The sequence below is a fragment of the Treponema primitia genome (genome assembly GCF_046533075.1).
GTDB classification, from domain to species: Bacteria; Spirochaetota; Spirochaetia; order Treponematales; family Breznakiellaceae; genus Termitinema; species Termitinema primitia_B.
This window is the reverse complement of the sequence record NZ_JAJQRB010000090.1, coordinates 1-26,622: the sequence shown is the minus strand read 5'-3', so window position 1 is coordinate 26,622 and position 26,622 is coordinate 1. Positions and strand designations below refer to the sequence as shown.

General features: G+C 53.5%; 31 protein-coding genes. 13 read left to right on the top strand and 18 right to left on the bottom strand.

Features of this window, described 5'->3' with window-relative positions:
• Positions 1–4 precede the first annotated feature (4 nt).
• The 5 genes from LQZ19_RS18965 to LQZ19_RS18945 form a co-directional block, all read right to left on the bottom strand.
• The gene (locus LQZ19_RS18965; protein WP_411049260.1) at positions 5–718 is read right to left on the bottom strand and encodes a response regulator transcription factor; all 714 of its coding nucleotides are present in this window, start codon (positions 716–718) and stop codon (positions 5–7) included.
• Positions 715–2,310 (bottom strand): apolipoprotein N-acyltransferase, encoded by a 1,596-nt coding sequence (gene lnt, locus LQZ19_RS18960; protein WP_411049259.1) that lies wholly within the window; start codon positions 2,308–2,310, stop codon positions 715–717. Before lnt ends, LQZ19_RS18965 begins: the two co-directional genes overlap by 4 nt.
• Positions 2,307–2,642 (bottom strand): HU family DNA-binding protein, encoded by a 336-nt coding sequence (locus LQZ19_RS18955; protein WP_411049258.1) that lies wholly within the window; start codon positions 2,640–2,642, stop codon positions 2,307–2,309. The genes lnt and LQZ19_RS18955 overlap by 4 nt, the downstream gene beginning before the upstream one ends.
• Positions 2,643–2,675: 33 nt before the next feature.
• Entirely contained in the window at positions 2,676–2,951 is a 276-nt protein-coding gene (rpsT, locus tag LQZ19_RS18950) for a 30S ribosomal protein S20 (protein ID WP_411049257.1), read from the bottom strand.
• Positions 2,952–3,019: 68 nt separating this feature from the next.
• Positions 3,020–3,190, bottom strand: coding sequence for a hypothetical protein (locus LQZ19_RS18945; protein ID WP_010263199.1), 171 nt, complete (start codon positions 3,188–3,190; stop codon positions 3,020–3,022).
• Between LQZ19_RS18945 and LQZ19_RS18940 the strand changes: the two genes are divergently transcribed.
• Positions 3,189–3,395: a hypothetical protein gene (locus tag LQZ19_RS18940; RefSeq protein WP_411049256.1), complete on the top strand. Its 207-nt coding sequence runs from the start codon at positions 3,189–3,191 to the stop codon at positions 3,393–3,395. The two genes, LQZ19_RS18945 and LQZ19_RS18940, sit on opposite strands and share 2 nt — an antisense overlap.
• Here LQZ19_RS18940 and LQZ19_RS18935 read toward each other — a convergent pair.
• Entirely contained in the window at positions 3,354–4,709 is a 1,356-nt protein-coding gene (locus LQZ19_RS18935; protein WP_411049255.1) for a 2-hydroxycarboxylate transporter family protein, read from the bottom strand. The two genes, LQZ19_RS18940 and LQZ19_RS18935, sit on opposite strands and share 42 nt — an antisense overlap.
• Before the next feature lie 191 nt (positions 4,710–4,900).
• On the opposite strand from LQZ19_RS18935, the gene citD reads away from it, so the two are divergent.
• The 8 genes from citD (at position 4,901) to LQZ19_RS18895 (ending at position 12,976) form a co-directional block, all read left to right on the top strand.
• Positions 4,901–5,167, top strand: a complete 267-nt coding sequence (citD, locus tag LQZ19_RS18930; protein WP_411049254.1) for a citrate lyase acyl carrier protein — start codon at positions 4,901–4,903, stop codon at positions 5,165–5,167.
• Between the two features lies 1 nt (position 5,168).
• Positions 5,169–6,062, top strand: coding sequence for an HpcH/HpaI aldolase/citrate lyase family protein (locus tag LQZ19_RS18925; RefSeq protein WP_411049253.1), 894 nt, complete (start codon positions 5,169–5,171; stop codon positions 6,060–6,062).
• Positions 6,055–7,458 carry a citrate lyase subunit alpha gene (citF, locus tag LQZ19_RS18920; RefSeq protein WP_411049252.1) on the top strand — a complete coding sequence of 468 codons (1,404 nt, stop codon included), beginning with the start codon at positions 6,055–6,057 and terminating at the stop codon, positions 7,456–7,458. Before LQZ19_RS18925 ends, citF begins: the two co-directional genes overlap by 8 nt.
• Positions 7,459–7,477: 19 nt before the next feature.
• Complete coding sequence (locus LQZ19_RS18915; RefSeq protein ID WP_411049251.1) at positions 7,478–8,452, top strand: AEC family transporter; 975 nt, start codon at positions 7,478–7,480, stop codon at positions 8,450–8,452.
• Positions 8,453–8,478: 26 nt separating this feature from the next.
• On the top strand, positions 8,479–9,471 hold the full coding sequence (gene citC / locus LQZ19_RS18910) for a [citrate (pro-3S)-lyase] ligase (protein WP_411049250.1): 993 nt from the start codon (positions 8,479–8,481) through the stop codon (positions 9,469–9,471).
• Between the two features lie 12 nt (positions 9,472–9,483).
• Complete coding sequence (gene citX, locus LQZ19_RS18905) at positions 9,484–10,875, top strand: citrate lyase holo-[acyl-carrier protein] synthase (RefSeq protein ID WP_411049249.1); 1,392 nt, start codon at positions 9,484–9,486, stop codon at positions 10,873–10,875.
• Positions 10,876–11,050: 175 nt separating this feature from the next.
• Positions 11,051–11,473 (top strand): RrF2 family transcriptional regulator, encoded by a 423-nt coding sequence (locus tag LQZ19_RS18900; protein ID WP_411049248.1) that lies wholly within the window; start codon positions 11,051–11,053, stop codon positions 11,471–11,473.
• 9 nt (positions 11,474–11,482) lie between these two features.
• The gene (locus LQZ19_RS18895) at positions 11,483–12,976 is read left to right on the top strand and encodes a hypothetical protein (protein WP_411049247.1); all 1,494 of its coding nucleotides are present in this window, start codon (positions 11,483–11,485) and stop codon (positions 12,974–12,976) included.
• Positions 12,977–12,980: 4 nt separating this feature from the next.
• Here LQZ19_RS18895 and LQZ19_RS18890 read toward each other — a convergent pair whose 3' ends face one another.
• The 8 genes from LQZ19_RS18890 to LQZ19_RS18855 form a co-directional block, all read right to left on the bottom strand.
• Positions 12,981–15,491: an ATP-dependent DNA helicase gene (locus LQZ19_RS18890; RefSeq protein ID WP_411049246.1), complete on the bottom strand. Its 2,511-nt coding sequence runs from the start codon at positions 15,489–15,491 to the stop codon at positions 12,981–12,983.
• A gap of 62 nt (positions 15,492–15,553) precedes the next feature.
• Positions 15,554–15,841, bottom strand: coding sequence for a putative quinol monooxygenase (locus tag LQZ19_RS18885; protein ID WP_411049245.1), 288 nt, complete (start codon positions 15,839–15,841; stop codon positions 15,554–15,556).
• Between the two features lie 66 nt (positions 15,842–15,907).
• Positions 15,908–16,324, bottom strand: coding sequence for an aspartyl protease family protein (locus tag LQZ19_RS18880; protein WP_411049244.1), 417 nt, complete (start codon positions 16,322–16,324; stop codon positions 15,908–15,910).
• 206 nt (positions 16,325–16,530) lie between these two features.
• Positions 16,531–17,589 carry an SPOR domain-containing protein gene (locus tag LQZ19_RS18875; RefSeq protein WP_411049243.1) on the bottom strand — a complete coding sequence of 353 codons (1,059 nt, stop codon included), beginning with the start codon at positions 17,587–17,589 and terminating at the stop codon, positions 16,531–16,533.
• Complete coding sequence (locus tag LQZ19_RS18870) at positions 17,576–17,884, bottom strand: hypothetical protein (RefSeq protein ID WP_411049242.1); 309 nt, start codon at positions 17,882–17,884, stop codon at positions 17,576–17,578. Before LQZ19_RS18870 ends, LQZ19_RS18875 begins: the two co-directional genes overlap by 14 nt.
• A gap of 163 nt (positions 17,885–18,047) precedes the next feature.
• Positions 18,048–19,391, bottom strand: coding sequence for a tRNA (N6-isopentenyl adenosine(37)-C2)-methylthiotransferase MiaB (gene miaB / locus LQZ19_RS18865; RefSeq protein ID WP_411049241.1), 1,344 nt, complete (start codon positions 19,389–19,391; stop codon positions 18,048–18,050).
• Positions 19,392–19,397: 6 nt separating this feature from the next.
• Positions 19,398–19,775 (bottom strand): hypothetical protein, encoded by a 378-nt coding sequence (locus LQZ19_RS18860; RefSeq protein WP_411049240.1) that lies wholly within the window; start codon positions 19,773–19,775, stop codon positions 19,398–19,400.
• Positions 19,776–19,805: 30 nt separating this feature from the next.
• Positions 19,806–20,444 carry a thiamine diphosphokinase gene (locus LQZ19_RS18855; protein WP_411049239.1) on the bottom strand — a complete coding sequence of 213 codons (639 nt, stop codon included), beginning with the start codon at positions 20,442–20,444 and terminating at the stop codon, positions 19,806–19,808.
• Positions 20,445–20,480: 36 nt separating this feature from the next.
• Between LQZ19_RS18855 and LQZ19_RS18850 the strand changes: the two genes are divergently transcribed.
• Both LQZ19_RS18850 and LQZ19_RS18845 read left to right on the top strand, forming a co-directional pair.
• Complete coding sequence (locus LQZ19_RS18850; RefSeq protein WP_411049238.1) at positions 20,481–21,845, top strand: CCA tRNA nucleotidyltransferase; 1,365 nt, start codon at positions 20,481–20,483, stop codon at positions 21,843–21,845.
• Entirely contained in the window at positions 21,842–22,273 is a 432-nt protein-coding gene (locus LQZ19_RS18845; protein WP_411049237.1) for a putative periplasmic lipoprotein, read from the top strand. The genes LQZ19_RS18850 and LQZ19_RS18845 overlap by 4 nt, the downstream gene beginning before the upstream one ends.
• A 45-nt stretch (positions 22,274–22,318) precedes the next feature.
• On the opposite strand, the gene LQZ19_RS18840 is transcribed toward LQZ19_RS18845, so the two are convergent.
• Together LQZ19_RS18840 and LQZ19_RS18835 are read right to left on the bottom strand one after the other, a co-directional pair.
• Positions 22,319–22,540: a hypothetical protein gene (locus tag LQZ19_RS18840; RefSeq protein WP_411049236.1), complete on the bottom strand. Its 222-nt coding sequence runs from the start codon at positions 22,538–22,540 to the stop codon at positions 22,319–22,321.
• Positions 22,537–22,710 carry a hypothetical protein gene (locus tag LQZ19_RS18835; protein ID WP_411049235.1) on the bottom strand — a complete coding sequence of 58 codons (174 nt, stop codon included), beginning with the start codon at positions 22,708–22,710 and terminating at the stop codon, positions 22,537–22,539. The genes LQZ19_RS18840 and LQZ19_RS18835 overlap by 4 nt, the downstream gene beginning before the upstream one ends.
• A gap of 92 nt (positions 22,711–22,802) precedes the next feature.
• Between LQZ19_RS18835 and LQZ19_RS18830 the strand changes: the two genes are divergently transcribed.
• Positions 22,803–24,782: an ATP-binding protein gene (locus LQZ19_RS18830; protein WP_411049234.1), complete on the top strand. Its 1,980-nt coding sequence runs from the start codon at positions 22,803–22,805 to the stop codon at positions 24,780–24,782.
• A 175-nt stretch (positions 24,783–24,957) separates the two neighbouring features.
• On the top strand, positions 24,958–25,206 hold the full coding sequence (locus LQZ19_RS18825) for a hypothetical protein (RefSeq protein WP_411049233.1): 249 nt from the start codon (positions 24,958–24,960) through the stop codon (positions 25,204–25,206).
• 189 nt (positions 25,207–25,395) lie between these two features.
• Here the strand turns inward: LQZ19_RS18825 and LQZ19_RS18820 are convergent, their stop codons facing one another.
• On the bottom strand, positions 25,396–25,794 hold the full coding sequence (locus LQZ19_RS18820; RefSeq protein WP_411049232.1) for a type II toxin-antitoxin system VapC family toxin: 399 nt from the start codon (positions 25,792–25,794) through the stop codon (positions 25,396–25,398).
• Complete coding sequence (locus LQZ19_RS18815) at positions 25,791–26,036, bottom strand: hypothetical protein (protein WP_411049231.1); 246 nt, start codon at positions 26,034–26,036, stop codon at positions 25,791–25,793. Before LQZ19_RS18815 ends, LQZ19_RS18820 begins: the two co-directional genes overlap by 4 nt.
• Positions 26,037–26,622 lie beyond the last annotated feature (586 nt).

The window sequence follows — 26,622 nt, the reverse complement described above, 5'->3', positions numbered from 1 at the left end:
TCCTCTATTCCTGCCGCAGGGAATGTTGTATCCGGGTTTCAAGGGTCTTAATGCCAATTTCATTCTTCTTAAGATCCTCCCATTCGGTAAGGGTCCGCTCTATCCGGGCGTCCAGCTCCGCAATATGCTTTCGCACGGAGCCGGTCTTTTCCTTTATAATCCCCAGGAGCCGGGGCAGGGTATTTTCATCAATGAGCTCTCCCTCCCGGGTAACCATGGTAATGGCGGTCTCCAAATCATCCATGCTCTTAATAAAAGCCCCTACAGAAGCCTTCATATCGGCGCTGAGCTCCTCCGCCTGGCTCAAGCGGGATTCCCGGACCACTATCTGGCCGAAGAGCTCCCGGTTCCGCAGCACCGCTCTGATCCTGGCCAGGACCTCGGAAAAATTAAAGGGTTTGGTAATATAATCGTCTATTCCAAGTTCAAACCCTTCAACCTTGTCTTTCACATCATCCAGGGCGGACAGCATGATGATTGGTATTTCCTGATATTTAGGATCGGCCTTGAGTAGTTTGGTAAGCTCCCAGCCGGACATTTTGGGCATAATATTGTCTAAAATGATGAGATCCGGATGAAACCGTTTTACCATTTCCAGGGCTGCCGCACCGTCTTCCGCTTTATCAACATCAAAGCCAAGTTTGGAAAGAATCACCTCAAAGAATTCAACATTCAGGGGATCATCATCGGCTATAAGTATTTTTTTTCGTGTATTCATCGGTTCCTTCCTCTTTTCATTATACCCAGCCCTATTCCCAGGATCAACATGATAAGCGCGGCGGCGGTGAAGAGTTTTGCCCAAAGATCGCCCCAGCGGGTATAGGGGGTTTCCGCTTTGATTACCGGGACCTCCGCGCTAAGCCAGGTTTGCGTAAAGGGTTCCGCCATGGCGATTATCCTGCCGTTGGGGTCGATAGCGCAGGTTTGGCCCGAAGCGGTGGACCGCACCATGGAACGCCGGTTTTCTACCGCCCGGAATACCGCCATGGACAGGTGCTGCATCTGGGCGGGAACGCTTTTTGACCAGGCGTCATTACTGAGGTTTACGATAATCTCCGCCCCATTACGGACAAAGTCCCGGGAAAGGTAGCCGAAAATATCCTCAAAACAAATGGGGCTTGAAAATTTCACCCCCCGGGCCTCAAAGACCGTGGCCTCCTCCCCTTTTTTCCAAAAGTGGGTATCCGCATCTTTCAGGGCCTTATAAACCAAGGGGAGCTGCTTTTCGTAGGGAAAACTTTCCGTAAAGGGTACCAGGTGCTGTTTCCGGTAAACCTGCGCAATCCGGCCCTTCTCAAAGAGCATCACCGCATTGTAGTCCACCCGGTCCCAGGAACCGTTGGGCATCATCTCCAGCCGGCCGTCGTCGTTCCCGATAACATAGGGAACATCCTGGGTTTCCAGAAAAGCCAAAAGTTCCTTCACCAGATCCCAGGATTGGCGGTCATCCCGGTACACCGTATGCCAATAGATACGGGGGACAAAGGCAGTTTCGGACCAGACCACCAGATCCGGTTTGGGGTCAGAGGCCAGCGCTTCCAGGGAAAGACGCTTCAGAATTTCATAGTTTTTCCGGTAGTCCTTTATATCCCCCCGCCAGGGATCGGTACTGTGCTGTATCAGGGCAAAGCGGACCTTGGGGGCGCCGGAATAATCCGCCGGGGATACAAACCCATAGATCAGGGTAGCCGTCAGGGCGATTACCCAGACCAAGCCTGCGGCCCATTCACGGTTTAGGAATGCCCGGACCGGCCGGTCCTTCAAGGCTGCGGCCAAATATGCCGAGGGGAACACCACCAGGGCGGAAACTCCCCATACCCCAAAGATACCGGCGATTTGGATCACCGGCAAAACCTGCCACTGGGAGTACCCGGCAATGCCGTAGGGGTAACCCAAAAAGCCCAGGGTCCGCAGGTATTCGTAGGCAATCCACAGGAGCCACTGGAGTATATAGCCCTTACGGGGGAAAAGGATGGACGCCAATTTAAGCAGGGGGAAAAGGACGGCAAAATAAAAAAGATAAATAGAACCCACGGCGGGAGCCGCCAGGGGGTGGAAAACACTAAGCCAGTAGTTGAACAAACCGTAGGCGCTAAACCCATAGAGGGCGCCGAAAAAAACCGAGGCCGGTAAGGATACCCGGTGGATCACCCAAAAAACCGGGATAAAAGCTATCCACCCTAAAAACGAGATACCATTTACCGTTAAAAGATTAGGAAAAGATGCGGCAAACAACAGGGCACCAAGGAGTATCACCGCAAGGTGGATAAGGAAACCCCTCCACCCTCCGGGACCCTTAGGGATATTCATGGCTCTTGATTACCGGGCGCCGAACTACCAATATTCCAAACATCCTGCTTTAATTCCCGGCCGGGACGGAAAGCGGCAATTCCATGGGAATTAACGGAGACCGATTCTCCGGTTTTCGGGTTCCGGGCTTTCTGACGACCCTTACGGACACGAACTTCGAAGGTTCCAAACCCCCGCAGTTCGATGACCATCTGTTCTATCAGGGCATCCTTTACCTCATCTATAAAAAGATCCACCACGGTCCGGATTTCCTTCCGGCTCATCCCGGTCTTTTCATATATAGAATCGATAATATCGGCCTTAGTTACCTTTTGACCCGTTTTTCCCGCCATTATGCCCTCATTGAACGAGGAAGAACCCCCGCTTTACTGGGCCACTTTAAGTGAATTAAAAAGATGCTGCATCCGGGACTTTTTCCGGGCAGCGGTATTTTTCTTAATAATTCCCTTCCGGGCAGCGGTATCTAATTTTTTAATCATATCCTTTAGAACCGCTTCGGCATTATCCGCCTCTTTCTTCTGGGCTAAAACCACGAATTTTTTTACACTGGTCCTTACGGAACTCTTTACCGCTTTATTTCGGAGACGGCGCTCTTCACTCTGCCGGTGACGCTTTTCTGCGGAACTGCTTTTGCCTGCCAACGGGAACCCCCACTATACAAAAATTAAACCGGTATTTAATGATGAAAATACCGATCTTTGATACGATTTTACTTAAAATCCGAAGGACGCCGTTCGGTCCGCTTACATTTTTCGCATTCCGCGATGTTCTTGAACTTACCACTTTCAAAAAGGGTCTTCATTTTAATCTCCCCGCCGCAGGAACAAAAGAATTTCTGGGTGGTGCTGGACGTACGGGCGTTTTTACTGGCCTGAGCCATGGCTACACTCCTTGCCAAAAAATGGCGTTTTTATAGGGGGATTTTTAATAAATCTCCGTTAATATTTTTTAAGGATACCATAAACGGCAGGATACTGTCAACGGGCCTGGGCATTGGTATAGCGATCTTCATCGCCGATACCAATGCCGCCTTTCGTAATGCTCTAATGGAACAGAATCTGCAATATAACGCTGGACAAAATTAAAATAAAAGCGCCGCCGATACGGGAGGAAATCTGCGCAAAGGGCATCAGTTCCATACGCTTAGAAGCGGAAAGTACCGCCACATCTCCGGTACCGCCCATGTTGGCCATACAGAGCCCTGCGGTGATAGCGGAGTCTATAGGATAGAACCCGACCAGTCTGCCGACTATTCCCGAACCCAGGATAGCGCCAAGTACGGTTACAAATACCAGGATCAGGTATTGGGGGGTAAATGCCAGGGCTATCTGGTTAAGGTTGGTATAGGAAATACCTATCCCCACCAGAAGTACGGCGGTTAAGTTGGTCATCACAAACTGATACCACTGATAGCAGCAGATTTCAAATTTCTGGGGCAGGATGCCCAGGGCTTTGACAAAGGCTACCGAAAGGATCATCCAGGCATAACTGTGGATGGTGGGAACAAATTTATTGATCACCGCCCCCAGTGCAAAGAAGGTGGTGGCGATAAAGAGCCCCGCTCCCATCTGCACCAGGCTGAGGGAGTCCCGGGCTTTTTGATATACCGGATCGATCTTCAACTCATCGGCTATCGTTCCCTGCACCAGCAAAAGCTGGGCATTTACGCCGGTTCCGCCGGTAAGGCTGGTTTTGACCTTTCCTATACGGTTGAGCAGGCCGCCCGCCACAATGGCAAGGGCGTTGCCCAGGGCCACCGCGGGGATCATCATGGAAAGCATTTCCCCCGCTTCCCGTCCCATGCCTTCACCAAAGATCTTTGACAGGGGTACCGCCCCCGCTCCCATACCGCCGCCCATGATGGGAAGGGCAACAAAAAGTACCGCTCCACGGGGGCCTTCTTTATAGCCAATTAATACCGCTGCCAGGGCTGCAAGCCCCAGGGCCACGACAACCCCTCCCAATACGGCAGGAAGATACCGGACCGCCGCGCGGATCAGGAGTTTTCGGTTCATCCCCATGATGGAACCGGTGATGAGGGCGGCGATATAAAAATCCAAGAAGCCCTCAGCCACCTCAAAGTTGTCTATTATCTTTACCGCCGCTTCGGGGAGTATCTTGAAGGTATTAAGCGCCGCGGAACCGAAGATAACGACGATGGCGCCTCCTCCCAGAAAGGTCTTAATGATAGGGGCGTTATCCCCAATAAGCCAAAACAAGGTCCCGACAACGATCATCAAAGGAAAGGCCCCGATCATTCCCTTGGGCAATTTTCCCAAATAGGTGGCGATCAAAACCACGGCGCTGAAAATGATAAAGAAATACCAGGGCATTCCGAATAACTCGAAGGACCGCTTTTCTTTCTCTACCAACCCATTACTATTCGTCTGTGTAGCCATACAAACCTCCAAAAAAATAATAAAACCTTTAAACTAATACTTTAATACCGCAAGATGTTCCAAGTATTGTTGAGAAACTGGGTTTTTTCAAGCATTATTTATGAAAATTCGGAAAAAAACCTTTCTGTGAGTCTACCCTGTTGAGATTTTATAAGATTAATACTAAACTCTCATTAAGAAGCGAGGCAAATATGCGGATTGTAAAAAACGCCGTTGCGGGAACCCTGGAATCCAGTGATGTCTTTGTGGAGGTTGCCCCGGGGAAGGGTGTGGCGATAGAGTTGACCTCTATCGTGATGAACCAATTCGGTGAAAGCATAAAAAAAACGATTGCCGAAGTTGTTAGGCGTATGGGGGTTGAGGACGTGATTGTCCGGGCCAATGATCGGGGGGCGCTGGATTGTGTTATCCAGGCGCGGCTTGAAACCGCCCTGCTTCGTGCGGAAAAGGAGTCTTGAATTGTTGCGAACGGCACTTTTTTTACCGGGAAATAATCCCAATTTATTGATAAACGGCGGAGCCCTGGGTGCGGATGGTATTATCTTTGATCTGGAAGACGCCGTATCCCCGGACGAAAAGGATGCCGCGCGGATTCTGGTTGCCCATTCCCTGAAGAGCCTTGATTTTGGAAAATGTCTGGTCATTGTCCGAATAAATCCTCTGGATTCTGAGTTTTGGGAAGCCGATGTGGAAGCCCTGGTTCCCCTGGCGCCGGATATGCTCATGCCCGCCAAGGTCAGTGACGCCGGGTATATTCACCGCCTTACAGAAAAAATAGAAGCCGTGGAGGCGAAATCCGGCGTAACAAAAAAAACAAGGCTTCTTCCCCTCATCGAAACCGCCCTGGGAATTGAGAATGTCTTTGCCATCGCCTCCGCCAACCAGCGGATAGCCGCCCTGCTTTTGGGCGCCGAGGACCTTACGGCGGATCTCCGGGCGCCCCGGTCCAAGGATGGGGAGGAGATCGCCTATGCCCGGGGCAGGATAGTCTACGCTGCCCGTGCGGCGGGTACGGAAGTTTTGGATACCCCCTTTACGGATGTAAATGATATAGAAGGTTTGCAGAAGGATGCCCTTTTTGCCCGATCCCTTGGGTTCAGCGGTAAGGCGGTCATCTCTCCCCGGCATGTGGATGCGGTTAACGAGGCTTTCAGCCCCAGTGACAAGGAAATTGAATATGCTTTGAAGGTTTTCGATGCCATCGCCTCCGCCAAGGAGCAGGGAAAGGGCGCCATCTCTCTGGAGGGCAAGATGATCGACGCCCCCATTGTGGAAAGAGCACGGAATATTCTGCGATCCGCCGAAGAATTGGGACGCCGGAATTTGTCCGGGGAGGGAACATATAATGAGTAAACTTCTGCCTTCTCTGGAAGAGGCAATCCGAACGAGCGGTCTTAAGAGCGGTATGCGAATTTCCTTCCATCATCATCTGCGCAACGGGGACTTCGTGCTGAATATGGTTATGGAAGCCATTGCAAAACTGGGTATAGGGGATTTGACCATAAATGCGAGTTCCCTTTTTGATTGTCATACGCCCCTGATTGATCATATAAAAAAAGGCGTCGTGACCAAGCTGGAAACCAACTACATCAGCCCCGGTATAGGCAAGGCAATAAGCGGAGGGGTTCTGCCGAACCCCGTGATTTTCCGTTCCCACGGAGGCCGTGCCAGTGCTATTGAAACCGGGGAGACCCCCATTGATGTGGCTTTTATCGCCGCCCCCACCGCGGATGATCAGGGAAATTGCTCCGGCCGTTTTGGCAAATCCGCCTGCGGCTCCCTGGGCTACGCCTTCGCCGACGCCATGTATGCGAAAAAAGTGGTGATCATCACCGATACCCTGGCGTCCTATCCCCTGAAAGATTTTTCGATTAGCGAAATTTACGCCGATTACGTGGTGAAGGTTGATGCCATCGGGAACCCCCAGGGTATAGTATCGGGAACCACCATGATGACCCGGGACCCGGTTGCCCTCCGTATCGCGGGTTTGACCGCCCGGGTAATTCAGGCATCGGGACTCTTAAAAGACGGGTTTTCCTTCCAGACCGGCGCCGGAGGAGCTTCCCTGGCGTTGGGCCGGGAAATTCAGAATATCATGGTTGAACAGGGTATACGGGGAAGCTTTGCATTGGGGGGAACCACGGGGTATCTCGTGGATATGCTTGAGGCGGGGTGTTTTGAAACCATCATGGATGTGCAGTGCTTTGACCTCAAGGCGGTGGAATCCCTTAAGCTTAATCCCCGGCATGTGGAGATAAGCGCCAGCCATTATGCAAGCCCCACCGCAAAAAGCTGTGTGGCGGAGAGGCTGGATGCGGTAGTTTTAGGGGCGACCGAGATAGATGTAAATTTCAATGTCAATGTACATACCGATTCTAATGGGTATATCATAGGCGGTTCAGGGGGTCACAGCGATGTGGCTGCGGGGGCCAAACTGGCGCTGGTTATCGCCCCCCTAAGCCGGGCGCGGCTTTCCATTGTGGTGGATCAGGTCCTTACGGTTACAACCCCGGGTAAAACGGTGGATGTCTTTGTAAGCCAATACGGCGTTGCGGTAAACCCATTGCGGGAGGATCTTAAAAAAGAACTTATCAAGTCCGGTATCCCGGTGACAGACATTGAAGCATTGCGTAAAATGGCGGAGGATGTTAACGGAACTGCCAAAAAAACAAAACGGGGAGACAAGGTGATAGGAAAGGTACTATACCGGGATGGCTCCATTATTGACGAGATTTTTCAAGCGCCGTAACCCGGCGTAGGAGTCCCCATTGGGAATTCTGCTTTTTAGTTTTAATGCCATCGCCCCCATGCTTTTTACCGTTGCTCTGGGCTGGTTTATTTCCCGGCGGGGACATATCAAAGAGCAGGATATTACATTTCTTAACCGGCTCACCTTTCGCTACCTACTGGCTTTTCATATTTTTAACAGTACCCTGTCCATTGATTATTACGCCGAATTTAACCCCCGGCTTATCCTTCTTTGTTCCGTATCCATCTTCCTGACCATGATCGTTTTTTGGCTGTTCTTTGCCGCAACCATAAAAGACCGGGCGCGGCGCTGTATTTTCATCGTCAGTTCCTTCAGATCCAACAATATCATCTATGCATTGCCCCTGGCGACCAATCTTTTCGGTCAGGCCGGGCTCAAGGCAGCGGCCATGCTGGTTCCGGTCACTATCATCCTTTTTAACTTCTTCACGGTGATAGTCATGGTCTATCATTCCCAGCCGGAAAAGGGCAGCGGGGATTCCGGCGACTGGGGTATGAAGACCGCCCTGAAACGTACCCTGATAGATATTCTGAAGAACCCCCTCATCATTGGTTCTGTGCTGGGGATAATCTGCTCCCTGCTTCATATCAAGCTGCCGGCTTTTCTGCGAAGCGGCATCAATTCGGTGGCTTCCACGGGGACCCCTATCTCTCTCGTCCTCCTCGGCGCTCAGGTGGACTTTAAAAAGCTTTCCCAGGATATCAAGAGCGCCCTCGGCGCCTGTTTGCTCCGGCTGGTGATTGTACCGGGCATTCTGATTCCCATCATGGTACTTGCGGGTTTCCGGGGACCCGATCTGGGGGCTCTGATGGTAGCCTTCGCCGCTCCCTGCGCGGTAACTAATCTGGTGATGGCCCGGAATTACAATATCGACCCTCCCTTTGCGGCCCAGACCGTTTATCTTTCTACGGTACTTTCCATGGTAACCATGTTTGTCGCTATCTCCCTGCTGCGTTATCTGGGGCTTTTTTAAACTTTGATAATAATGGTGTATTATTGATGAGTTATCTGCAAAAAATCAGAAACCCCGATCATAATCTATCCTTATCTGCCCTGCTTGCCGCTTTTGATCTGACCCTGCCCCAGGATGCCGACGATAACCTGGGCCTCTATGAGGGGGACGAACTTATCGGCTGCGGGTTTTTAAAGGGGAATATGATCCAGGGACTCGCCATCGACGGGCAGCGCCAGGGAGAGGGGCTTTCCGCAGCATTGGTTACGGGGCTTATCAATTTGGCGGCCCGGCGGGGAATATATTACCTCCGGGTCATCACCAAGCCAAGCATGGCCCCCCTGCTTGCGGGATTGGGATTGAAGGTGGTGGCTGACGCCGCTCCCTATGCGGTCTTTCTGGAATTCGGCGGCCCCGATGCTGCCGCCGGGATGGAAAAATTACGGATCCTGGCGGCGGATAAACCCGAGGGCGCCGCCTGCCTGGTGATGAACTGTAACCCCTTTACCAAGGGGCATCGCTGGCTTATGGAACAGGCAAGCCGGGAAAACCCCTGGGTATGGGTGCTGGCGGTGGAGGAAGACCGGTCGGCGTTCCCCTTTAAGGACCGGCTTCGGCTCATGGAGGAAGGCGCGGCGGATCTGAAAAATGTCCGGGTCATCCCCGGCGGGGAATATGTGATCTCCTCCCTTACCTTCCCCGCCTACTTTACCCGGGATGCGGATCTTGCCGCCGCTCAAGGCGCCATGGATGCGGCGATCTTTGCCGCCCTTATCGCCCCGGCCCTCAGGATACGCCGCCGCTATGTGGGTACCGAACCCTTCAGCCCCAGTACCGGCCTTTATAACCGGGCGCTCCGGGAACGGCTGCCTCCCCAGGGGATTGAACTGATCGAACTGCCCCGTATCAAGGCCGGGGACCGGGAAATCAGCGCCTCCGCTGTCCGGGAGGGGATTCAAAACGGGGACTGGGATCTGGTTCGGCGTCTGGTTCCCGATACTACTTGGGTTTACCTGCGCAGGAAATTCGGCGCGGAATAATAGGGGCAATTTGTGGATCTACTGGAACTGTATGCCGGCAGCATTGCGGAACTCCCCGAACTGCTGGATAGCCGGGAAAGCCGGGTTTTGCGTCAGCAGGAACTTTTGAGGCACGCCCCCGCGGTGTCCTGCCTCATCTCCTTTACCCTGAATATTCCCGGACCGGTCAAGCGTTTCCCCCTGGCCGAGCAGGCCTTTGCGGAGGGGCTCGGGCAAATTCGCCGCATACTCAAGGCCGGGGGGGTTGAAATCATCCAAAGTGAAGAAAAGCGGGAAAAGACGGGCTGCGAAGCCTTGCTGCTCATTTCCTCCGTCTCCGCCGGTATCAAGGATCTCATGCGGGAGCTTGAAGACTCCCATCCCCTGGGGCGGCTCTTTGATGCGGATGTACTGGACAGGGAGGGTAAAAAACTGAGCCGCCGGGAGGGGAAAGAACGGGCCTGCCTCATCTGCGGCGGTCCCGCCGGGATCTGCGCCCGCTCCCGGGCACACGGGCTGGATGAGATACGCCGGGAGGCGGCGCGGATACTCCGGGATTATTTTACCAACGCCTTTGAGGATGCCCTGGTTTACCGTATGCAGCGAGCCCTCCTGACAGAAGCGGCGGTTACTCCCAAACCGGGACTGGTGGACCGGTTCAACAACGGCGCCCATAAGGATATGGATATTTTTAGTTTCCAGGCCAGCGCTGCGGTGTTAGGACCCTATCTGCGCCGTTTTATCCGGGCCGGTATACTCCACGGGGAAAGGCCGCCGGGGGAGCTCTTCCCCCTCCTCCGCCCCATCGGCATTGCCGCCGAGGAGGCCATGCTTGCCGCTACCGGAGGGGTCAATACCCACCGGGGTATCATTTTTTCCATGGGCATAGGCGGCGCGGCCCTGGGGATTCAACACGGTCTTGCCCGGAAGACTGAACTTCGGGAGCTGTCCCGGCTCTGCGGCGAAATTGCCCGGCCGGTTCTCAAAGACTTTGAACGGATCAAGGGAGCGGCGCAGCTGAGCCACGGGGAGCGGCTCTATGCCGTAAAGGGCATCACCGGCATACGGGGAGAGGCAGCGGCAGGTTTTCCCTTGGTATTTAACTGCGCCATCCCGGTTTTGCGGCGGGGACTGGAAAAAGGCATGAGCCTTAATGACGCCGCGGTGATTACCCTACTCCATCTTATTACCCGGGTGGAGGATACCAACTGTATCACCCGGTCCAGTCCGGAAACCTTTAAGCATACCCAGGAAGAGATACTGGAAGCTCTGCCCCGGATCGAAGAGACCGGGGATATGGAGGCGGTGTTTGAAATAGACAAACGCTTTATTGCAGGGAACCTAAGCCCCGGCGGCTGCGCGGATCTCCTGGCCCTGGCTTTGTTTTTTAATTCCCTCCGTGATGTACACCCCCTGAAGTTATAGGCTATACGATAAAAAACATATTTTTTTTACATATTTTTATATTTTTTATACCAAACTGTTTTACATTCTTATAATAATACATTATCATGATAGTCAGATAAATTGAATCCTACGTATATATATCGGCAGCTTAGGACTTACAAAAGTACGGATTAAGATAAAGAGGAAAATTCTTATGAGAATAACCACTAAGGGCCGATATGCACTCAGGGCGTCCTTGGCGCTGGCAAAGATCGGCAAAGACGGAGCTCCGGTATCTATCAATATTCTTTCGGAACAGGAGAATATTTCCTCGGTATTCCTCGAACAGATCTTTTTTAAGCTCCGAAAGGCGGGAATCGTGTCGTCGGTCCGGGGCCCGGGGGGCGGGTTCTATTTCGCCCAGCCTCTGGATCAGCTGACCATCAAAAAAATCCTGGACGCTGCGGGGGAGGAACTGAACCTTACCGCCTGCGATAAACACACCGACGATTGCAGCAGGCTGGGGATGTGCCTTACCCACTCGGTCTGGGCGGATGTAACGGAATTGATCAATAATTTTTTTGGCAGTATAACCTTAGCTACCATTCTGGAAAAAGAAGCATTTGGGGAGAAATAAAGAACGTTCATGGGGCAGATTAAAGACAAGGAAGCATATACTAAGGTAACTGAAGCCTTCAGGCGGCAGCAAGGGGGCGTCACGGTTGCCGATATTGTGGCTAAGACGGCGCTGCCCCTGAATACGGTCCGGGAACTGGTTCCCCGGGCGGCGGATGAGTATTCCGCTCGCCTCCAGGTAACCGAATCCGGGGAGATCCTCTATTCCTTTCCCCGGGGTTTTACCAGTAAATACCGCGGCTTTAAGGCAAAATTCAGCCGCTTTTTGGAAAAATTTAATAAGGTCCTGAAAATCGCCGCGGAGTTCATATTTAAGATCTGGATCATGGTGATGCTGGTGGGCTATTTTGTCCTGTTTATGGCCATCGCCCTGGGGTCCCTGGTAATTTCCATGGCCGCCTCCAACTCCAATAACCGTTCTTCCAACCGGAACAGCGGCGGAATTGGGGGTATGTACTTCGCCTCCAGTATTTTTAACATGATAATCCGCATCTGGTTCTATTCCGAATTAACCAAGTCCATGGATCGCCGGTACGGTTATGGCCGTTCCGTTCAGGCACCTCGTCCCAAGGGCCGGCCCCTATACAAGGCAATTTTTTCCTTTGTATTTGGCGACGGGGACCCCAATGCCGACTGGCCAAGCCGGGAAAAGCAGGCGGTGATCGCCTATATTCAGGCGAACCGCGGGGTCATTTCCCTGCCGGAGTTTATGACCCTCACCGGCAACAGCCCCGCCGAGGCTGAAGAACGGATCACCGGCTATTGCGCCGAATTCGGCGGGCTGCCGGAAGCAAGTGACGATGGAACCGTGGTGTACCGCTTTGACGAACTGCTCTTACGGGCGGATAAAAAAGACCGTTCCTTTAACGGTTTTTCCGCTCCCATAAAACGGCTTTTCTCTTTTTCCTCAAACGCAAAAAAAATGAACGGCTGGTTTGGGGTTATCAACGCAGTAAATCTGCTCTTCGGCGGCTACTTTCTGATTAACGCTTTCAATTCCGGGGCTATTGTCACCCAGGCCCACTTTGACGCCGCCTCTTACCTGTACGGATTCACCTACGTCCTCTTTTCCCAGATAGTTGCAAATCCCTTAGCCGTGATAAGCGTAGGCCTGGGGGTTGTCCCCCTGGTTTTCTCGCTCCTCTTCTGGCTCATCCCCGGACTCCGTTACCTGGGAATGAAGGGAACCAACGAAACCATCAAGCTGGAAAACCTGCGCAAAAGCGGCTACCGCCAAATCTGGGACGCCCCTCTGGCGGTCAAGCCCGCAGATATCGCCCCCAAGGCCGAAGAATGCCGCCCTAAAAACATGGCCGCCGCCCAGGACCGGGTAATCAAAGAAATCGGTTCCTACGCAGTTCCGGATGTAACCATAGGCCCGGCGGGAGAAACGATCTACGCCTTCAAGGAACTGGAGCGGGAGAAAGCCGCGCTGGAGAAATACCGCTCAGAAATTAAGCCCGACGCTTCCGCCCTGGGGAAGACGGTGTTTGACAGCGAATAAATCCCTAAAACAAAAAGCGTTCCATTTCCCGGAGCAGGCTTTCAAATTCCCCAAAACTCCGGCCGGTTTCCGGCAGGGAACGGAGGAAGAATTCCCCGTAGCGTTTGTGGAGCAGCCTGCCGTCCAGAACCGCCACTACCCCATGGTCGCTGGAACGGCGCATGAGCCGTCCGAATCCCTGTTTGAACTTCATCACCGATTCCGGGAGGGATAGTTCCATAAATGAACTTTTACCGCGATTTTCCAGGGCTTCGCAGCGGGCTTTAAAGACCGGCTCGTTGGGGGTACGGAAAGGGAGGCGGCAGAGTATCACCAGCCGGAGGGTATCCCCCGGGGCGTCTACTCCCTCCCAGAAGGAGTCGGTGGCGAAGAGTACGCTGGTCCGGTCCTGTAAAAAGGCCTGGAGGAGCCGGCTCCTGTCATCGTCCCCCTGTTTAAGGCACCGTATGCCCTGTTCTTCCAGCACCGGAGCGGCGGCGGCAAAGGCGCTTCTAAGCGACTCATAGGAGGTGAAGAGTATTAGTGCGGAACCTCCGGCGGTTTCTGCCAGTTGGGTTACGGCCTGATCCACAAAGGCACGGTAGCTTGCATCGTCGGGCAGGGGCGCGTCCCTGGGAACCCCCAGGAGTACCGACCGGGAATAGGGGAAGGGGCTGGGGAACCGGCCCGTAAGGACCGCCTTATCGGAGGGGTCCGCAGTTCCGGTGTGGCCGAGACCGGAGCGGTTCATCCAGTAGGTAAAGGAGTCGGCCACCGTGAGGGTGGCGGAAACGCAGACAACCGTTTTGTTGGGTTCAAAAAGCGCCTCCCGTAAGGCGGGGGCCACATCGATGGGAGTAACGGTGAAGACCGCCCAATCCGCTCCTGTAGACTTGGCTGCGGCTCCCCGACCGGCGTGACGTTCTATCCACATAACTTCTTCGGGACGCTCCTGGTATTCGATAAAGGAACCGCAGACCGAGCCGATGGCCTCAAGACGCCGGGTTATGGACTTTATTTCCCAGACCGTGGGGTCGTCCACGCTATCTTCGGGAACAGTTTCCAGCATATCCCGGATAAGCCCCGCCAGGGCGGAGATTTTTTTCCGCAGATCCAACAGCAACGGTGTCAAGGCCGCAGCAATACTGCTTTCGTCAGCAGGGGTAAGGCGGAAATTGCCATCCGCCCGGCAGAAATTCAGGGCGGATTCGTCCAGGGCGTCCGCGGTATCCCGGATAAATTGTACGGCCTCCGCCCCGTCGTCAAGCTTATCCTCCTGGCGGGACAGGGCGGCCAGCCGGACCAGGAGGCCCAGACGCTGAGCGCGGCGATTGCGGTAGAGGCGGCCAAGCTGGCGGTACAGGGACAGGCGGCTGAAATCTTTGGAAAAAAAGGATGTGGCGGCGTTTTCCATGGTATGGGCTTCATCCATGATCACCCGGGTATAGGGGGGAAGTACCACGGTGGAGTCATACCCCGCGCCTTCCGCCCGGGCGGCCAGATCCGCAAAGAGGAGATGGTGGTTCACCACCAGGATACGTGCGTCCGCAGCTTCCTTGCGAAGGGCGAGGACGAAACAGCGTTCCCGCTCGGGACAGCGGAGGCCCATGCAGAGGTCGGCCTCGGAACAGACCCGGGACCAGAGACTTTCGGCGGGTAAAAAGGAAAGGTCGGAACGGCTCCCGGTGGCGGTGGTTTCCGCCCACGCAGTAATACGCTCAAGGTCGTCCTTTTCATCATCAAAAAGTTCAGTTTCCCTGAGCGCTTCCCCCAGGCGGCGATGGCAGAGATAATTCCCCCGGCCTTTGATGAGCACCGCCTTGACTGCGGGTCCCTGGCCCGATTTTTCCAAGGTTCCGTTTACCAGGGGTATATCTTTTTCGTAGAGTTGCTGTTGGAGGTTGATGGTGGCGGTGGAGATTACGATCCGTTCATCGTTCTCCAGGGCGTAGCGCATGGCCGGAAGGAGGTAGGCGAAGGACTTCCCCACCCCGGTCCCCGCCTCGGCGGCAACCATGCTGTTTTCGTTAAAGCCCTGGATGATGAGCCGCATCAGACCAAGCTGGGAGGGCCGGCTCTCATAGGACTCCAGCTTCCGGGCAATGGACCCGCCCTCCTCCAGGGCTGCGCAGATGGTATCAGCATCCAGCAAAACCCGCTTCCGCCGCCGGGCCGGTTCGGCCACCACATAGACCTTGCTTACCCGGTTATCAACGATAAAGAACCCCGTCCCGTCCTCAGCCGCATGGCCTGCTATGTTGAGGTCCTCGTCGCTGGGAACCAGATACCCCGTGGGGTGGTTGTGGATGAGCACGTCGGGGGCATGAGAGGGGTCGTCCGATGGGTCCGCATCCCCGGACCAATGCTGCAGGGCCAGTACCGAGTCCTTATTACCCCGGGCGCGAATTACGAGCCGGGAAACCAGACCCTGGTCGTCCAGGTATCCAAGGGCAAAAACTTCGTTTCCCCGGGAGTCTTCTATTTCAGAACAGAGCTGTTCAATACATGTTGCGGAAAATCGTTTAGTCGCCTGCACCTGTCCAGTATCTTTTACCTACCGGGATATTTTCAAGGGGGTGTGAAAAGGCCGTTTGTCAGTTATTTAAATTCTTCAAGTACCTGTACTGACAGGGGCTTGGAACTCAGTTCCCCAATCTTGGGGATAATCCGGGTGAAGTGTTCAGCGGCCATGTGTTTATCCAAAGCGGCCTGGCCGGCCCATTCTTCGATAAAGGTATAGATCTCCGGATTTTTGGGGTCCGTAAAAAGCCGGTATTCGATACACCCCTCTTCCTTCCGCGTTGCGGCGATAATTTCTCTGAACAGGGGAGCAACGGCCTTTGCGTTTTCCGGTTTTATGCGGTTCTCTGCGATAACCTTTATCATGGTGTCCTTCCTTTTGGTTTTTTCTAGCGTACCCTTTTGCCGAACCGCTGTCAATGAGGCACGCGTTTAATAGATAAACCCTACCGGTTCGTCGCCGTGGGCGCCGACCAGTTGCAGCCGTTTCGGGTCCACCATAAGGTCCATGTCTTCCAGGGGGATTGCCCCGAGGAGGAGCAGATCCGCGCCGGGAATCACCCAGGGCTCACAGGTCATGGAACGGTTTTTCCAACACACCCGTACGGTCTCGACCACCTTGCAGACCACCGGATCGCCATTCACCATGCGGGACTTCTTTACATGCTCGGTCCGCAGGCCCAGTTCTTTCTGTACCGCTTCATTGATAATCAGGGTCGGCGCGCCGGTATCGACCACGCACTGTACCGTCATTTGACGGATTTCCGGCTCCTTGATAACTCCACACTCAACTCTGATTTCGTCTCCCTCGTTTTTTAGGGTGATTTCTTCAAATACGGTTCCCACCATTTTGCCTCGCTCTCCATTAAGATTAGTGTACCATACCGGAGAAATTTTGACAAATTGCCCCGGACTGGGGTCTACCGGTCAACGGCCGGACTTCCCCCTGTACCCCCTTTATGGGGTGATGTGGCAAAACACATTAGTCCGGGCAAAAAAAACTGCCCTTTCGGACAGCTTTTTGGAGGAGCATCAATGTTATATTGGAATGCCTGTTAAAATACCGGGAAGGATTCAAACCCCGCGTCTTTCAGCCGTAAAATGGTCTGGTTGGAATTTTCCCCAGGGGGTAACGTTACCGCCCAATAGGTGACGCCGTTTACCTGCTTTTGGCTGACCGACGCTGTAAAGCCCCGGGAGGCAAGCCGGGATACCAGGGCCTGGGCGTTTTGTTCCCGGCTAAAGAGGCCGGCTTGCAAGGCCCGGGGGCCGCCCGTACTTTCAGGCGCCGCGATTACCGGCGCAGGGGTTACCGGCGCCGGGACTGTACTCGGAGGTGCGGCGGACAAGACGGGAGTTGGCGGCTGATACTGAGCCGGGGGATAGGCTGCGGGCAGGCTGGGGACTGCGGCGCCGATAGCTATGTTTCCCCGGCCGGGGAAAAAGAACCAGAGGGGCCGGTTATGGATGGAAACCGGGGCGGTAGTAACCGTATTGTCTGCGGCTATGGCCGCTTCGCTTTCCAGGATACGGGCTTCGGGGCTGCCCGGAAATTCCGACAGTATCTGTGCTTTATAGGCAGGATCGCCAAAGAGACGCCAAAAGGTATAGTAAATGGCCGGCCGGTAATCCTGAAACTCGGCCTTCTCCAGCAGGGCGTACAGGGAAGCGGTACTACCGTCGGTACCGCCATGGCGGAATACTTCAATCTGGGCGGCGAGATATTGGGCATCCCGGGCAGCGGGAGTATCCCCGCCGCTCAGTATACCCCGCAGGGCATCCGAGGCGGCGTCAAATTCCCCCAGGGTGAGGTAGCAAAGAGCGCTTTCCAGGAAACACCGGTCGTCCCGGTTTTCAGGATCAGCCAGGGCAGCTTCGCGCCAAGCCCGGGCCGATACGTCCACGTTCCCCGAAAGCCGCTGCAGCTGGGCCAGCTTAATATAGGCTTCACGCCGTTCGGAAGCGGAGATGGGGCTCCTCAGTTTTCCTTCAATGCCGCGGATTTCCGCTGCCAAGGGAGAAAAGTTCGTACCGGCGCTTTGACCGAAGACGGCTCCGCCCAAAAGCAGAAAAAATACCGGGAGAATAAAAAAACGGGACTTAATCAATGTCATAGGGACCTCCGATGGGAAACTCTTCCGGGGAAGGATCGCCCTTGCCCCGTTTTTTGCCGGGAGCCTGGACCTGGGCGTTATTTTTTTTGGACCGTTTAAAGCCTATAGAAATCGCAAAGGGGACAGAGCAGAGCAGCCCAAAAACAAAGGACGCAAAAATAGGCAGAAATACGGGAACCGGTTCCTTTGTCACCCAAAATCCAAAGGAAATAATACAACGGTTATCCAGGTTTAACCCGATAAACGCGAGAAAGACCACGAGAATAAAAACCATTCCTAAAAGTCGCCAAGGCATTCGCATAACTCCTTTTTTAGTGCGGCGACTGCCGCACGGTTCAATCGAAGCGAAACGAAGTTTCGCATAACTCCTTTTTAGTGCGGCAACTGCCGCACAGTTCAATCGAAGCGAAACGAAGTTTCGCATAACTCCTTTTTTAGTGCGGCGACTGCCGCACGGTTCAATCGTAACTCCTTGCACGGAAGGTATTGCCGCGCAGGGATGAAAGGCTTACTTGGGCAAAGCTGCCGATTGCCGAAGCATTGCCGGGGACCGCAACCATTTCGTCACGTTCCGTACGTCCTATTAATTCATCGGCATTTTTTCGTGAAATTCCTTCAATTAGTATGATTTCCCGGGAGCCGATGCGCCGTTTCAGCAGTTCCTGGGTATGTTTTTTCTGCAAGGCGATAACCCGGGCCAGCCGGTTTCGCTTGACCTCCTCCCCTACCCGGCCCGGAAAATCGTAGGCCGCAGTCCCTTCCCGGGGATTGTAGTGGTACATATAGGCGTAGTGGAATTTTACCCGCCCCATCAGATCCAGGGTAAGTTCCAGGTCCTCCTCGGTTTCCCCGGGGAAGCCCACCAGAAAGTCCGTGGAAAGGGAGATGTCCGGCATGGCCTGCCGGATTTCATCCACCAACTCCAGGTACCGCTCCCGGGTGTAGCGGCGGTTCATGGCGTTAAGCACCGTGTTGGAACCATGCTGTACGCAGAGGTGGAGGTGACGGCAGAAAACCGGATGTTCCGCCATTACCCGGATAGCCTGGGAGGAGAGGTCCTTGGGGTGACTCGACAGAAAACGTACCCAGCGTATGGGGCTGTTTTCCGTCTCTGCGGCCACCAGTTCCAAAAGCGCCGGGAAATCCACCGGCTCCCGCTCTCCATCCTCGAAGCGGTAGGAATTGACATTCTGCCCCAGCAGGGTAATTTCCCGGACACCCCGATCCGAGAGGAGACGGATCTCCTCCACGATGGAAGCGGGGCTGCGGGATATTTCCCGGCCGCGGACGTAGGGCACGATACAGTAGGAACAGTAATTGTTGCAGCCGTGCATGATGGGAACAAAACTGCGAAACTGCCCCTCCTCAAGGTGGGAGGACGAAAAGGAAAACTGTGGTTTTTCATCGCTTAGTATTGCTGCCGCGGTTTGGCCCTGACCGTTTTCCAGGGTTTCCAGGATTGCCGGGAAAACCGAACGGGATGCGGTGCCCATCACATAATCTACCGCGTCAAACTTTTCCTTAAGAGTTTCCCCCAGGCGTTCCGCCATACAACCCGCCACGATCAGGGTAAGCGGCTGCCCCAGGCTCCGGCGCTTTTTTTTAAGGGCCTGGTACTGCGCCAGCCGGCCAAAAACCCGCTGTTCCGCAGTCTGCCGGACCGAGCAGGTATTGAGGATCGTCAGATCGGCGCTGTCGCCGTTTTCCGCCGCAGACCAGCCCCGCTCCTTAAGAACCAAAGCCAGGGCCGCCGATTCGGCGCTGTTCATCTGGCAACCGTAGGTTTCAAAAAAATAGGTCACGATGCCCTAGGATCTGCCCTTAAGGCCCTTGATGAATTTGATACCATTCCAGATCCCTATAACCAGGAGCCCCAGGGCGCTTATCCCCAGGAGGGTTCCCGACAAGGCGGAGATTGGTTTTATCGGGGCACGGGAAAGAATGGCAAGCCCCCCCGCCGCCGCCGCCAGGAGTCCGGGCTTCCGGTCGTCCGGATCGTTGGACAAAACGCCGCCTAGACCAACCACACCAACAACCAACCCTGCGATGATGCCCAAAAACGATGGCAGAACTCGTATAACCATAAGCACAACGCCCCCCACTATGCCGCCCACGGCGCTGACGCCCTGCTTAGCCAATACATTGGTAGGTGTATAGTTCCCATTATCAGGTATCAAATCATTCATAGCTTTCCTCTATAACTTAATATACTATTTTCAGTCCTTCTTTAAAGGCATAATCACCAGAAAACGTCCCCGCAAAGCCCGTATGGAAAAGCTCCCCTCCACAGCCACGTTGCTGATCCCGAAGAAGCCCCGTTTCCAGGGGAGCCCCGCCAAGGGCCACCGCAGACCCCGGCTTTCCGCTTCCCAGGGACCGGTTCCCAGGGGAAACACCGAAACCAGGCTTTTCGGGGCGATGGTCAGGGTAAGCTCTTCCCGAACCTGGCGTATATCCTCCGCGGCGGTGATCCACCGGTCGGGGCTTTTGTCCCGTTCAAAAAGGGCCTGGATCGCCAGGAGGTGATCCGTCCGGCCGCCTCCGCCTCCGACAAGCCATATTTCGTCACAGCCCTGTTCCCAAAGCAGGGAGAGCAGCAGTTCCGTATCGGTGTCATCCTTGTCCCGGCGGTGGCGGATAACCCGGTCCGGCGGGTACGCATCCAGCCGGCGGAGATCATCCAGGGAGTCCATGTCCCCCACTATCCAGTCCGGACGGAACCCCGCAGCTTCGGCGGCCACAAGCCCCGAATCGGCGGCGGCGATGAGGCCCACGTCCCCTGCCAGGGCGGCGCTCAGCTTTGCCCCCGGCCCTTCCCCGCCGATAAAACCGATACCCCGCACGGTTCCTCCCATTATCAGAATAGGGTCATTATAGTATAGTAATAGCCAATGGGCAATGTCGTTATTCATCCTATACTGAAAGAAGTCGCCGCCGTATTCACCCGGGTGGGGAAGCAGGTGTTCCTGGTTGGGGGGGCCGTGCGGGATCTGTTCCTTGGCAAGGAAGCCCAGGACTGGGACCTGGCCACCAATGCCCGGCCCGAGGAAGTCACGGCCCTGTTCCGCCGGGTCATCCCCACGGGGATCAAACACGGAACCGTCACGATCCGGTACAAGGGCTATTCCATGGAGGTAACCACCTTCCGTACCGAATCCACCTACAGCGACGGACGGCGTCCCGACCATATCGAATACGCCGCAACTATTGAGGAGGACCTTTCCCGGCGGGATCTGACCATGAACGCCATGGCCCTCGCCCTCCCCGGGGGTGAACGGGTGGACCCCTTTAGGGGCTATGATGATATCAAGGCCCGGCGTATCCGCTGCGTGGGCAATGCGGAAGAACGGTTCCGGGAAGACGGCCTACGCCCCCTGCGGGCGGTACGGTTTGCCTCCCAGCTAGACTTTACCGTGGACGATGCGACCCTGGCCGCCATCCCCGGGGCGCTTTCCACCACCGCCAAGGTTTCCCCGGAACGTATCCGGGACGAGTTGGACAAGATCATAGGCTCCCCAAAACCATCCACAGCATTGCTGCTCATGGAAAAAGCCGGGCTCCTGGAACTTTTACTTCCGGAACTGGCCGCCTGCCGGGGTATAGACCAGAAGGGCTTCCATCGTTTTGACGTACTGGACCATTCCCTCCTGGCCTGCGACTACGCCGCCCGCGAAAAATTTCCCTATGAAGTACGCCTGGCCGGTCTCTTCCACGATATCGGTAAACCGGCGGTCCGCAGACTGGACGAGACCGGCGTATGGACCTTCTACGGGCACGAAAAAGTTTCCGCCGGTTTAGCCCGAAACATAGCCCTCCGTTTCCGCTACCCAAATGCGGTGATCGACCGGCTGGTCCATCTGATAGAAGAGCACATGTTCCACTACGAGGAGACCTGGAGTGACGCCGCAGTCCGCAGGCTCATCATCCGTGTGGGGCAGGAATACCTGGAGGATATCTACGCCCTGCGCCGGGCCGACGCCTACGCCACCGCAGGCATTGATCCGGAACCCGGCTTCCTCGCCCCCCTGGTAAGCCGCATCGACCGCATCCTCGCCCAGGGCCGGGCGCTCTCCCTTAAAGACCTGGCAATCTCCGGAGGGGATCTTATGGATATAGGGGTTGCCCGGGGGCCGCATATAGGAATAATCCTCAAGGAACTGCTGGAAGCGGCGCTGGACGACCCGGAACTCAATACCCGGGAGAAACTATTGGAAATAGCGGGAAAGCTGAACGGGAGATATACACAGGACAAATGAAAAAGTTACTAATCCTCGTTATAACAGCATTACTGCTCGCTTCCTGCATATCTACCAAGTCCGGCGGGGCCCATTATCCACGGGATGTAACAATACAAATACTATCCGGCAGCGCCAGTGTACGGATATTTGGAAGCATACGGGAAAATGTCTATTTTAATTTCCCCACCGGTGATGAAGATGTAGATAAACGATTACGCGAAACCCCGGTAATTCAGGAAGGACGGGTAACCACGGACGACACGATTATTCTTACGGAGGGGCAGGAATACAAATATTCCCTGCAAACGGCGGAAACAGCTATGCTGACGATTTATTCTACCAATGATAGTGATGTCTCATTCATCGTTACCGAATACGGCAGGGACAGGCGGTATACGGCAAAGGGGACAAATAAGCTGGGGACCACGGTTAGTTTCAGGAACTAAGCCGGTTGAGAAGAATAATGAACCGCAAATTTTGGCAAAGGTCGGTCATGATGCCGATATCAAACGCTCGACCACGATATGGGAGACATAGTCATTTACCGATTGCGCGCTTTTATCCGCGTTATATCTGATTATATTTACAATCTCTTCCGGCAACTGTAATGTTTTCAACAACAATTCACCACGCGCCGCATCAACAACGTATTTTGCCTTGTCCGGCATTACCTCATCGCCCTTTTTCCAAATTACCTTTCCATCACTACTCATTTCAATACCTCCTCAAGAAGCTTCTCGTTATTTGAATCAAAGCCTAAAAACAACAATTTCTCCGGAGCTTCTCTCAGTTCAGCAATTACATATGGTTCGGCGATAACCGCCAACATATCAACATCTGATATTCCATGTTTTCGCGCTGAATTAAGAATAATCATTGCCATTTTCCCCAATATCCAGTATACTCCTGTACCGGGAAACAGGCAAGCTTCCAGAGCTAATGGACACTACGGCGATTACCCTTTATTATATATTAATGAAACGATCTTTCTTTTATACAATACAGGGAAAGATTATCTTTATCCTCCTCTTTATCATGACCATTACCTTTCTTACCACCTGGTACATGGTCCGGTACGTTACCCAGACCTTAGTGCTGAACGAAAAGGGCGATAAACTGCTGGGGCTCACGGGTATCCTTAACAGCCGCCTGGGCGCTGATTCCTATGATGCTATTTTAGAGCGAAACGGGGCCTCTGAGGCTTCCCGGGAGGCAAAAATTGCGGTCCTGAACCGGGAGCTGCGGGATAGTACCGACGAAGTGGCTGCCGCTTACCCGGGGCTCGGGGTGGGCTATTATTCCCTGGATCTGGACGCCGCCCTGACCTACGGGCCCTCAGCCACCTATGGCCAGGTGGTCGGTATTTCCATAGCCCCAGAGCATCCGGGCAGGCGGGTAATGGCTTCCAACCGGGCGGAGGTGGCTTCCGGGTCCATGGTCCGGGGGAAGATCATGAATGCCATGAGCCCCATTGAACGGGACAACCGGGTCATCGGGTATATTTGGGCTAACGAGCTTACCACGGATATTGAAACCCAGTTCAAGGATACTACCCGCAGGATATTCCTGATCCTGGGGATTACCTATGTGGTTTCCATCATCCTGGTGATCCTCTTTTCCCGGAACATGGTCCGGGATATTAACAATATCGTTACCGGGGTACGGGAACTGCGCTTCGATCTTACCAAAAAGATTAAGCGGGCCGGCGGAGAATTGGGGGAAGTGACGGAGAGCATAAACGCCATGGCTGCGGATGTGGTCAAAGCCAATGAGGCGCACCAGGCCCTGGTACTGGCGGAGGCGGCCAATGACGCCCAGCGGGATTTCCTGGCCCGGATGAGCCACGAGATCCGCACCCCCATGAACGGGGTACTGGGCATGACCCGGCTTGCCATGCAGGCGGATTCCCCTGAACAGCGCTTTGAGTACCTTAAAAAGATACAATCCTCAGCTTCCCTGCTTTTGGGTATTATCAACGACATTCTGGATTTTTCCAAAATCGAGGCGGGGAAGATGGAACTGGAAAGCCGCCCCTTCAGCCTGAGCGAAATGACCGACAATATCCGGGAACTCATACAGCCCCGGATCAGCGAAAAGGGCCTGGAACTCATCATCGCCATGGACGATTCGGTCCCTTCCCAGGCGGTGGGGGACAATCTGCGGCTATCCCAGGTACTGCTCAACCTTTTGGGCAATGCGGCAAAGTTCACCCTCCAGGGCTCCATACGCCTGGAGATCAAGGCCCGGCCCCTGCCCTCGGGCCGGCTGCGGCTTGACTGCGCGGTACAGGACAGCGGCATCGGCATGAGCGCGGAACAGCAGGAGACCCTCTTCAAACCCTTCGCCCAGGCGGATTCCTCCACCGCCCGCAGATTCGGCGGCACCGGCCTGGGGCTTTCCATCAGCAAGGCCATGGTGGAACTGATGGGGGGCGCCATTACGGTGAGCAGCGAACCGGGGAAAGGCAGCGTCTTTGCGTTTTTTGTGGAACTTGAGAGCCTCGAAGGTGAGCAAGAGGAGCTTGCCGGGACGGATACAGCAGCGGACAGTCAGCGCTACGACGGCCACCAGTTCCTCCTGGTGGAAGATAATGCCATCAACCAGGAAATCGCCGTGGCCATCCTTTCGGACCTGGGGGCAATCGTGGATATTGCGGAAAATGGCGAAGAGGGGCTCCGGGCTTTTCTGCAGAAAGATTATTCCCTTATTTTTATGGACATACGAATGCCCGTGATGGACGGCTTTGAATCCGCCCGGCGCATCCGCGCAAGCGCCAAGCATGACGCCTCCACGGTGCCTATCATCGCCATGACCGCCAATGCCATGAAGGAAGACCGGGATGCCAGCCGGGATGCGGGTATGAACGATCACGTTTCAAAGCCCATTGATATAGCCGAGGTTAAGAATGCCCTTTACCGGGAACTGGTAACAAACCGGGGAAAGCCGGGGGAATGAGGGGCAGGGAAACGGAGCTGCGGGCGCCGGGCGCGCTTTTTTGCGGAACCTTGACAGAGATTAAAAGCAGACTTATAGTTGATTATAAAGAAGTACCTCCTCCTATAAAGCGCATAAGGACAAATTTAAAACCGTATTTATGGAGGGCAATCGAATAAATAAAGGCGGTTAAATTATGCTTGTATTAAACGGATTTATTGAAGCAGGCCTATTTAAGAGCGAAACAAATATATCTATTCCTGACAGCCAAAAGGCGATATTGATACTGGATGAAAAAGAAGGCTCAACCCTAAAGGAAAAACTGTCAAGGCAAAGAAATCTATGGGCTGAAATTAGAAAAGAAATTGAAGAAAGTGATGAAGTACTGGAAGGAGAACCTGAAAGATTGCATTTTAGAACTCCGACGGAAGTTGATGCCCTATGAATATTTACGCCCTTGATACTGATATTTTGACTTATTATCTAAAGAATTATCCAAAGGTATAACTATTGGCAATAATGATATTCTGATAGCAGCCTATTGCATTAAGAATAATCTGACCCTCATAACAAATAATACAAACCATTATAAAGACATAAAAGGTCTACAAGTAGACAACTGGAATTGATTTTTTTAATAACAATATTTTATATTATTCTTTTTGCAAATTTTAGCCAAATCCCCATCGTTCGTTAATACTATGCCATCATTCCTTCGGGCAATTACTGCATAAATCATATCATAAACAGGATGGTTGTTTCTTATGCTTTCTCCAAATGCTTCTTTCCAAATGTCTTTTGAATTGATGTATTCATCTATATAATTTAATCCATCCTCAATAAATTGGGTACATTCTTCCGATGTGTATATTCCCTTTGCACAATACTTCCACAATGTATTTGATAATTCGGATACATATAAATCAGGCGCTAAAACCAATGCCGCTTCCTGTAAAATCGCCTCAAATTTTCCTTTTTTTGAAGTTTGAAATAATATTTGTGCAATACCGCTTACATCAACAATGGCGATCACCTTTCTCTGTCCTCTCTAATAAGTTTAGCGGCATCCAGTGATTTTACTTCATTGGGAATAATCCGTGCGTTACATTTTCTTATAAGCTGTTTTCTCCGCTCTTTATTGGATTCCTCCAGCCCTAAACTGTTTTTTATTAATACGATTGTTTGTTGAGCTATTGTCCTATGTTCTTTTTCTGCAACGATACTTATTTTTTTATAAATATCTTCCGGAAAATCCCTTACCTGTAATAATGGCATTTCAATTAACCCCCTATGCATACAATTTACATCAATTTTTATGCTCTGTCAAGTCAAAATGATCCGGATATGTGATAGGCCATAGCAAGGCGCCTGGCTTCACCGGCCGATGTACCATTGGAAAGTTAAACCTGTTAAAAGACCTGTACCAAAGCGTCCTCATTCCCCTGTCCTTGCGGAAATGGCATTGCAGCTTGCGGAAGAAAAGTAGGATACCAAGAGTCTGTCCTGCCCTTGATTCTGATATTCTGATAGCAGCCTATTGCATCAAGAATAATCTGACCCTCATAACAAATAATACAAACCATTATAAAGACATAAAAGGTCTACAAGTAGACAACTGGAATTGATTTTCTTGCTACGGCGCCAGGTACGCCTTTTTGCCCCGGTCATACAAAATTAGCCGCAAGCGGCTTGTTACTACGTATCTATCCCGGCTTCCCGCAGCTTGCGCTTGAGCTCCTCTATCACCCGGGCATTTTCCTCAAGCATCAGCCGGGCTTCTTCCCGGCCCCTTTGGTATGCGTTGTGCATGCCGGAGTTGTAGTCCATGGCCGCTTTTTCTCGGAACATGGTCCGCGCCCAA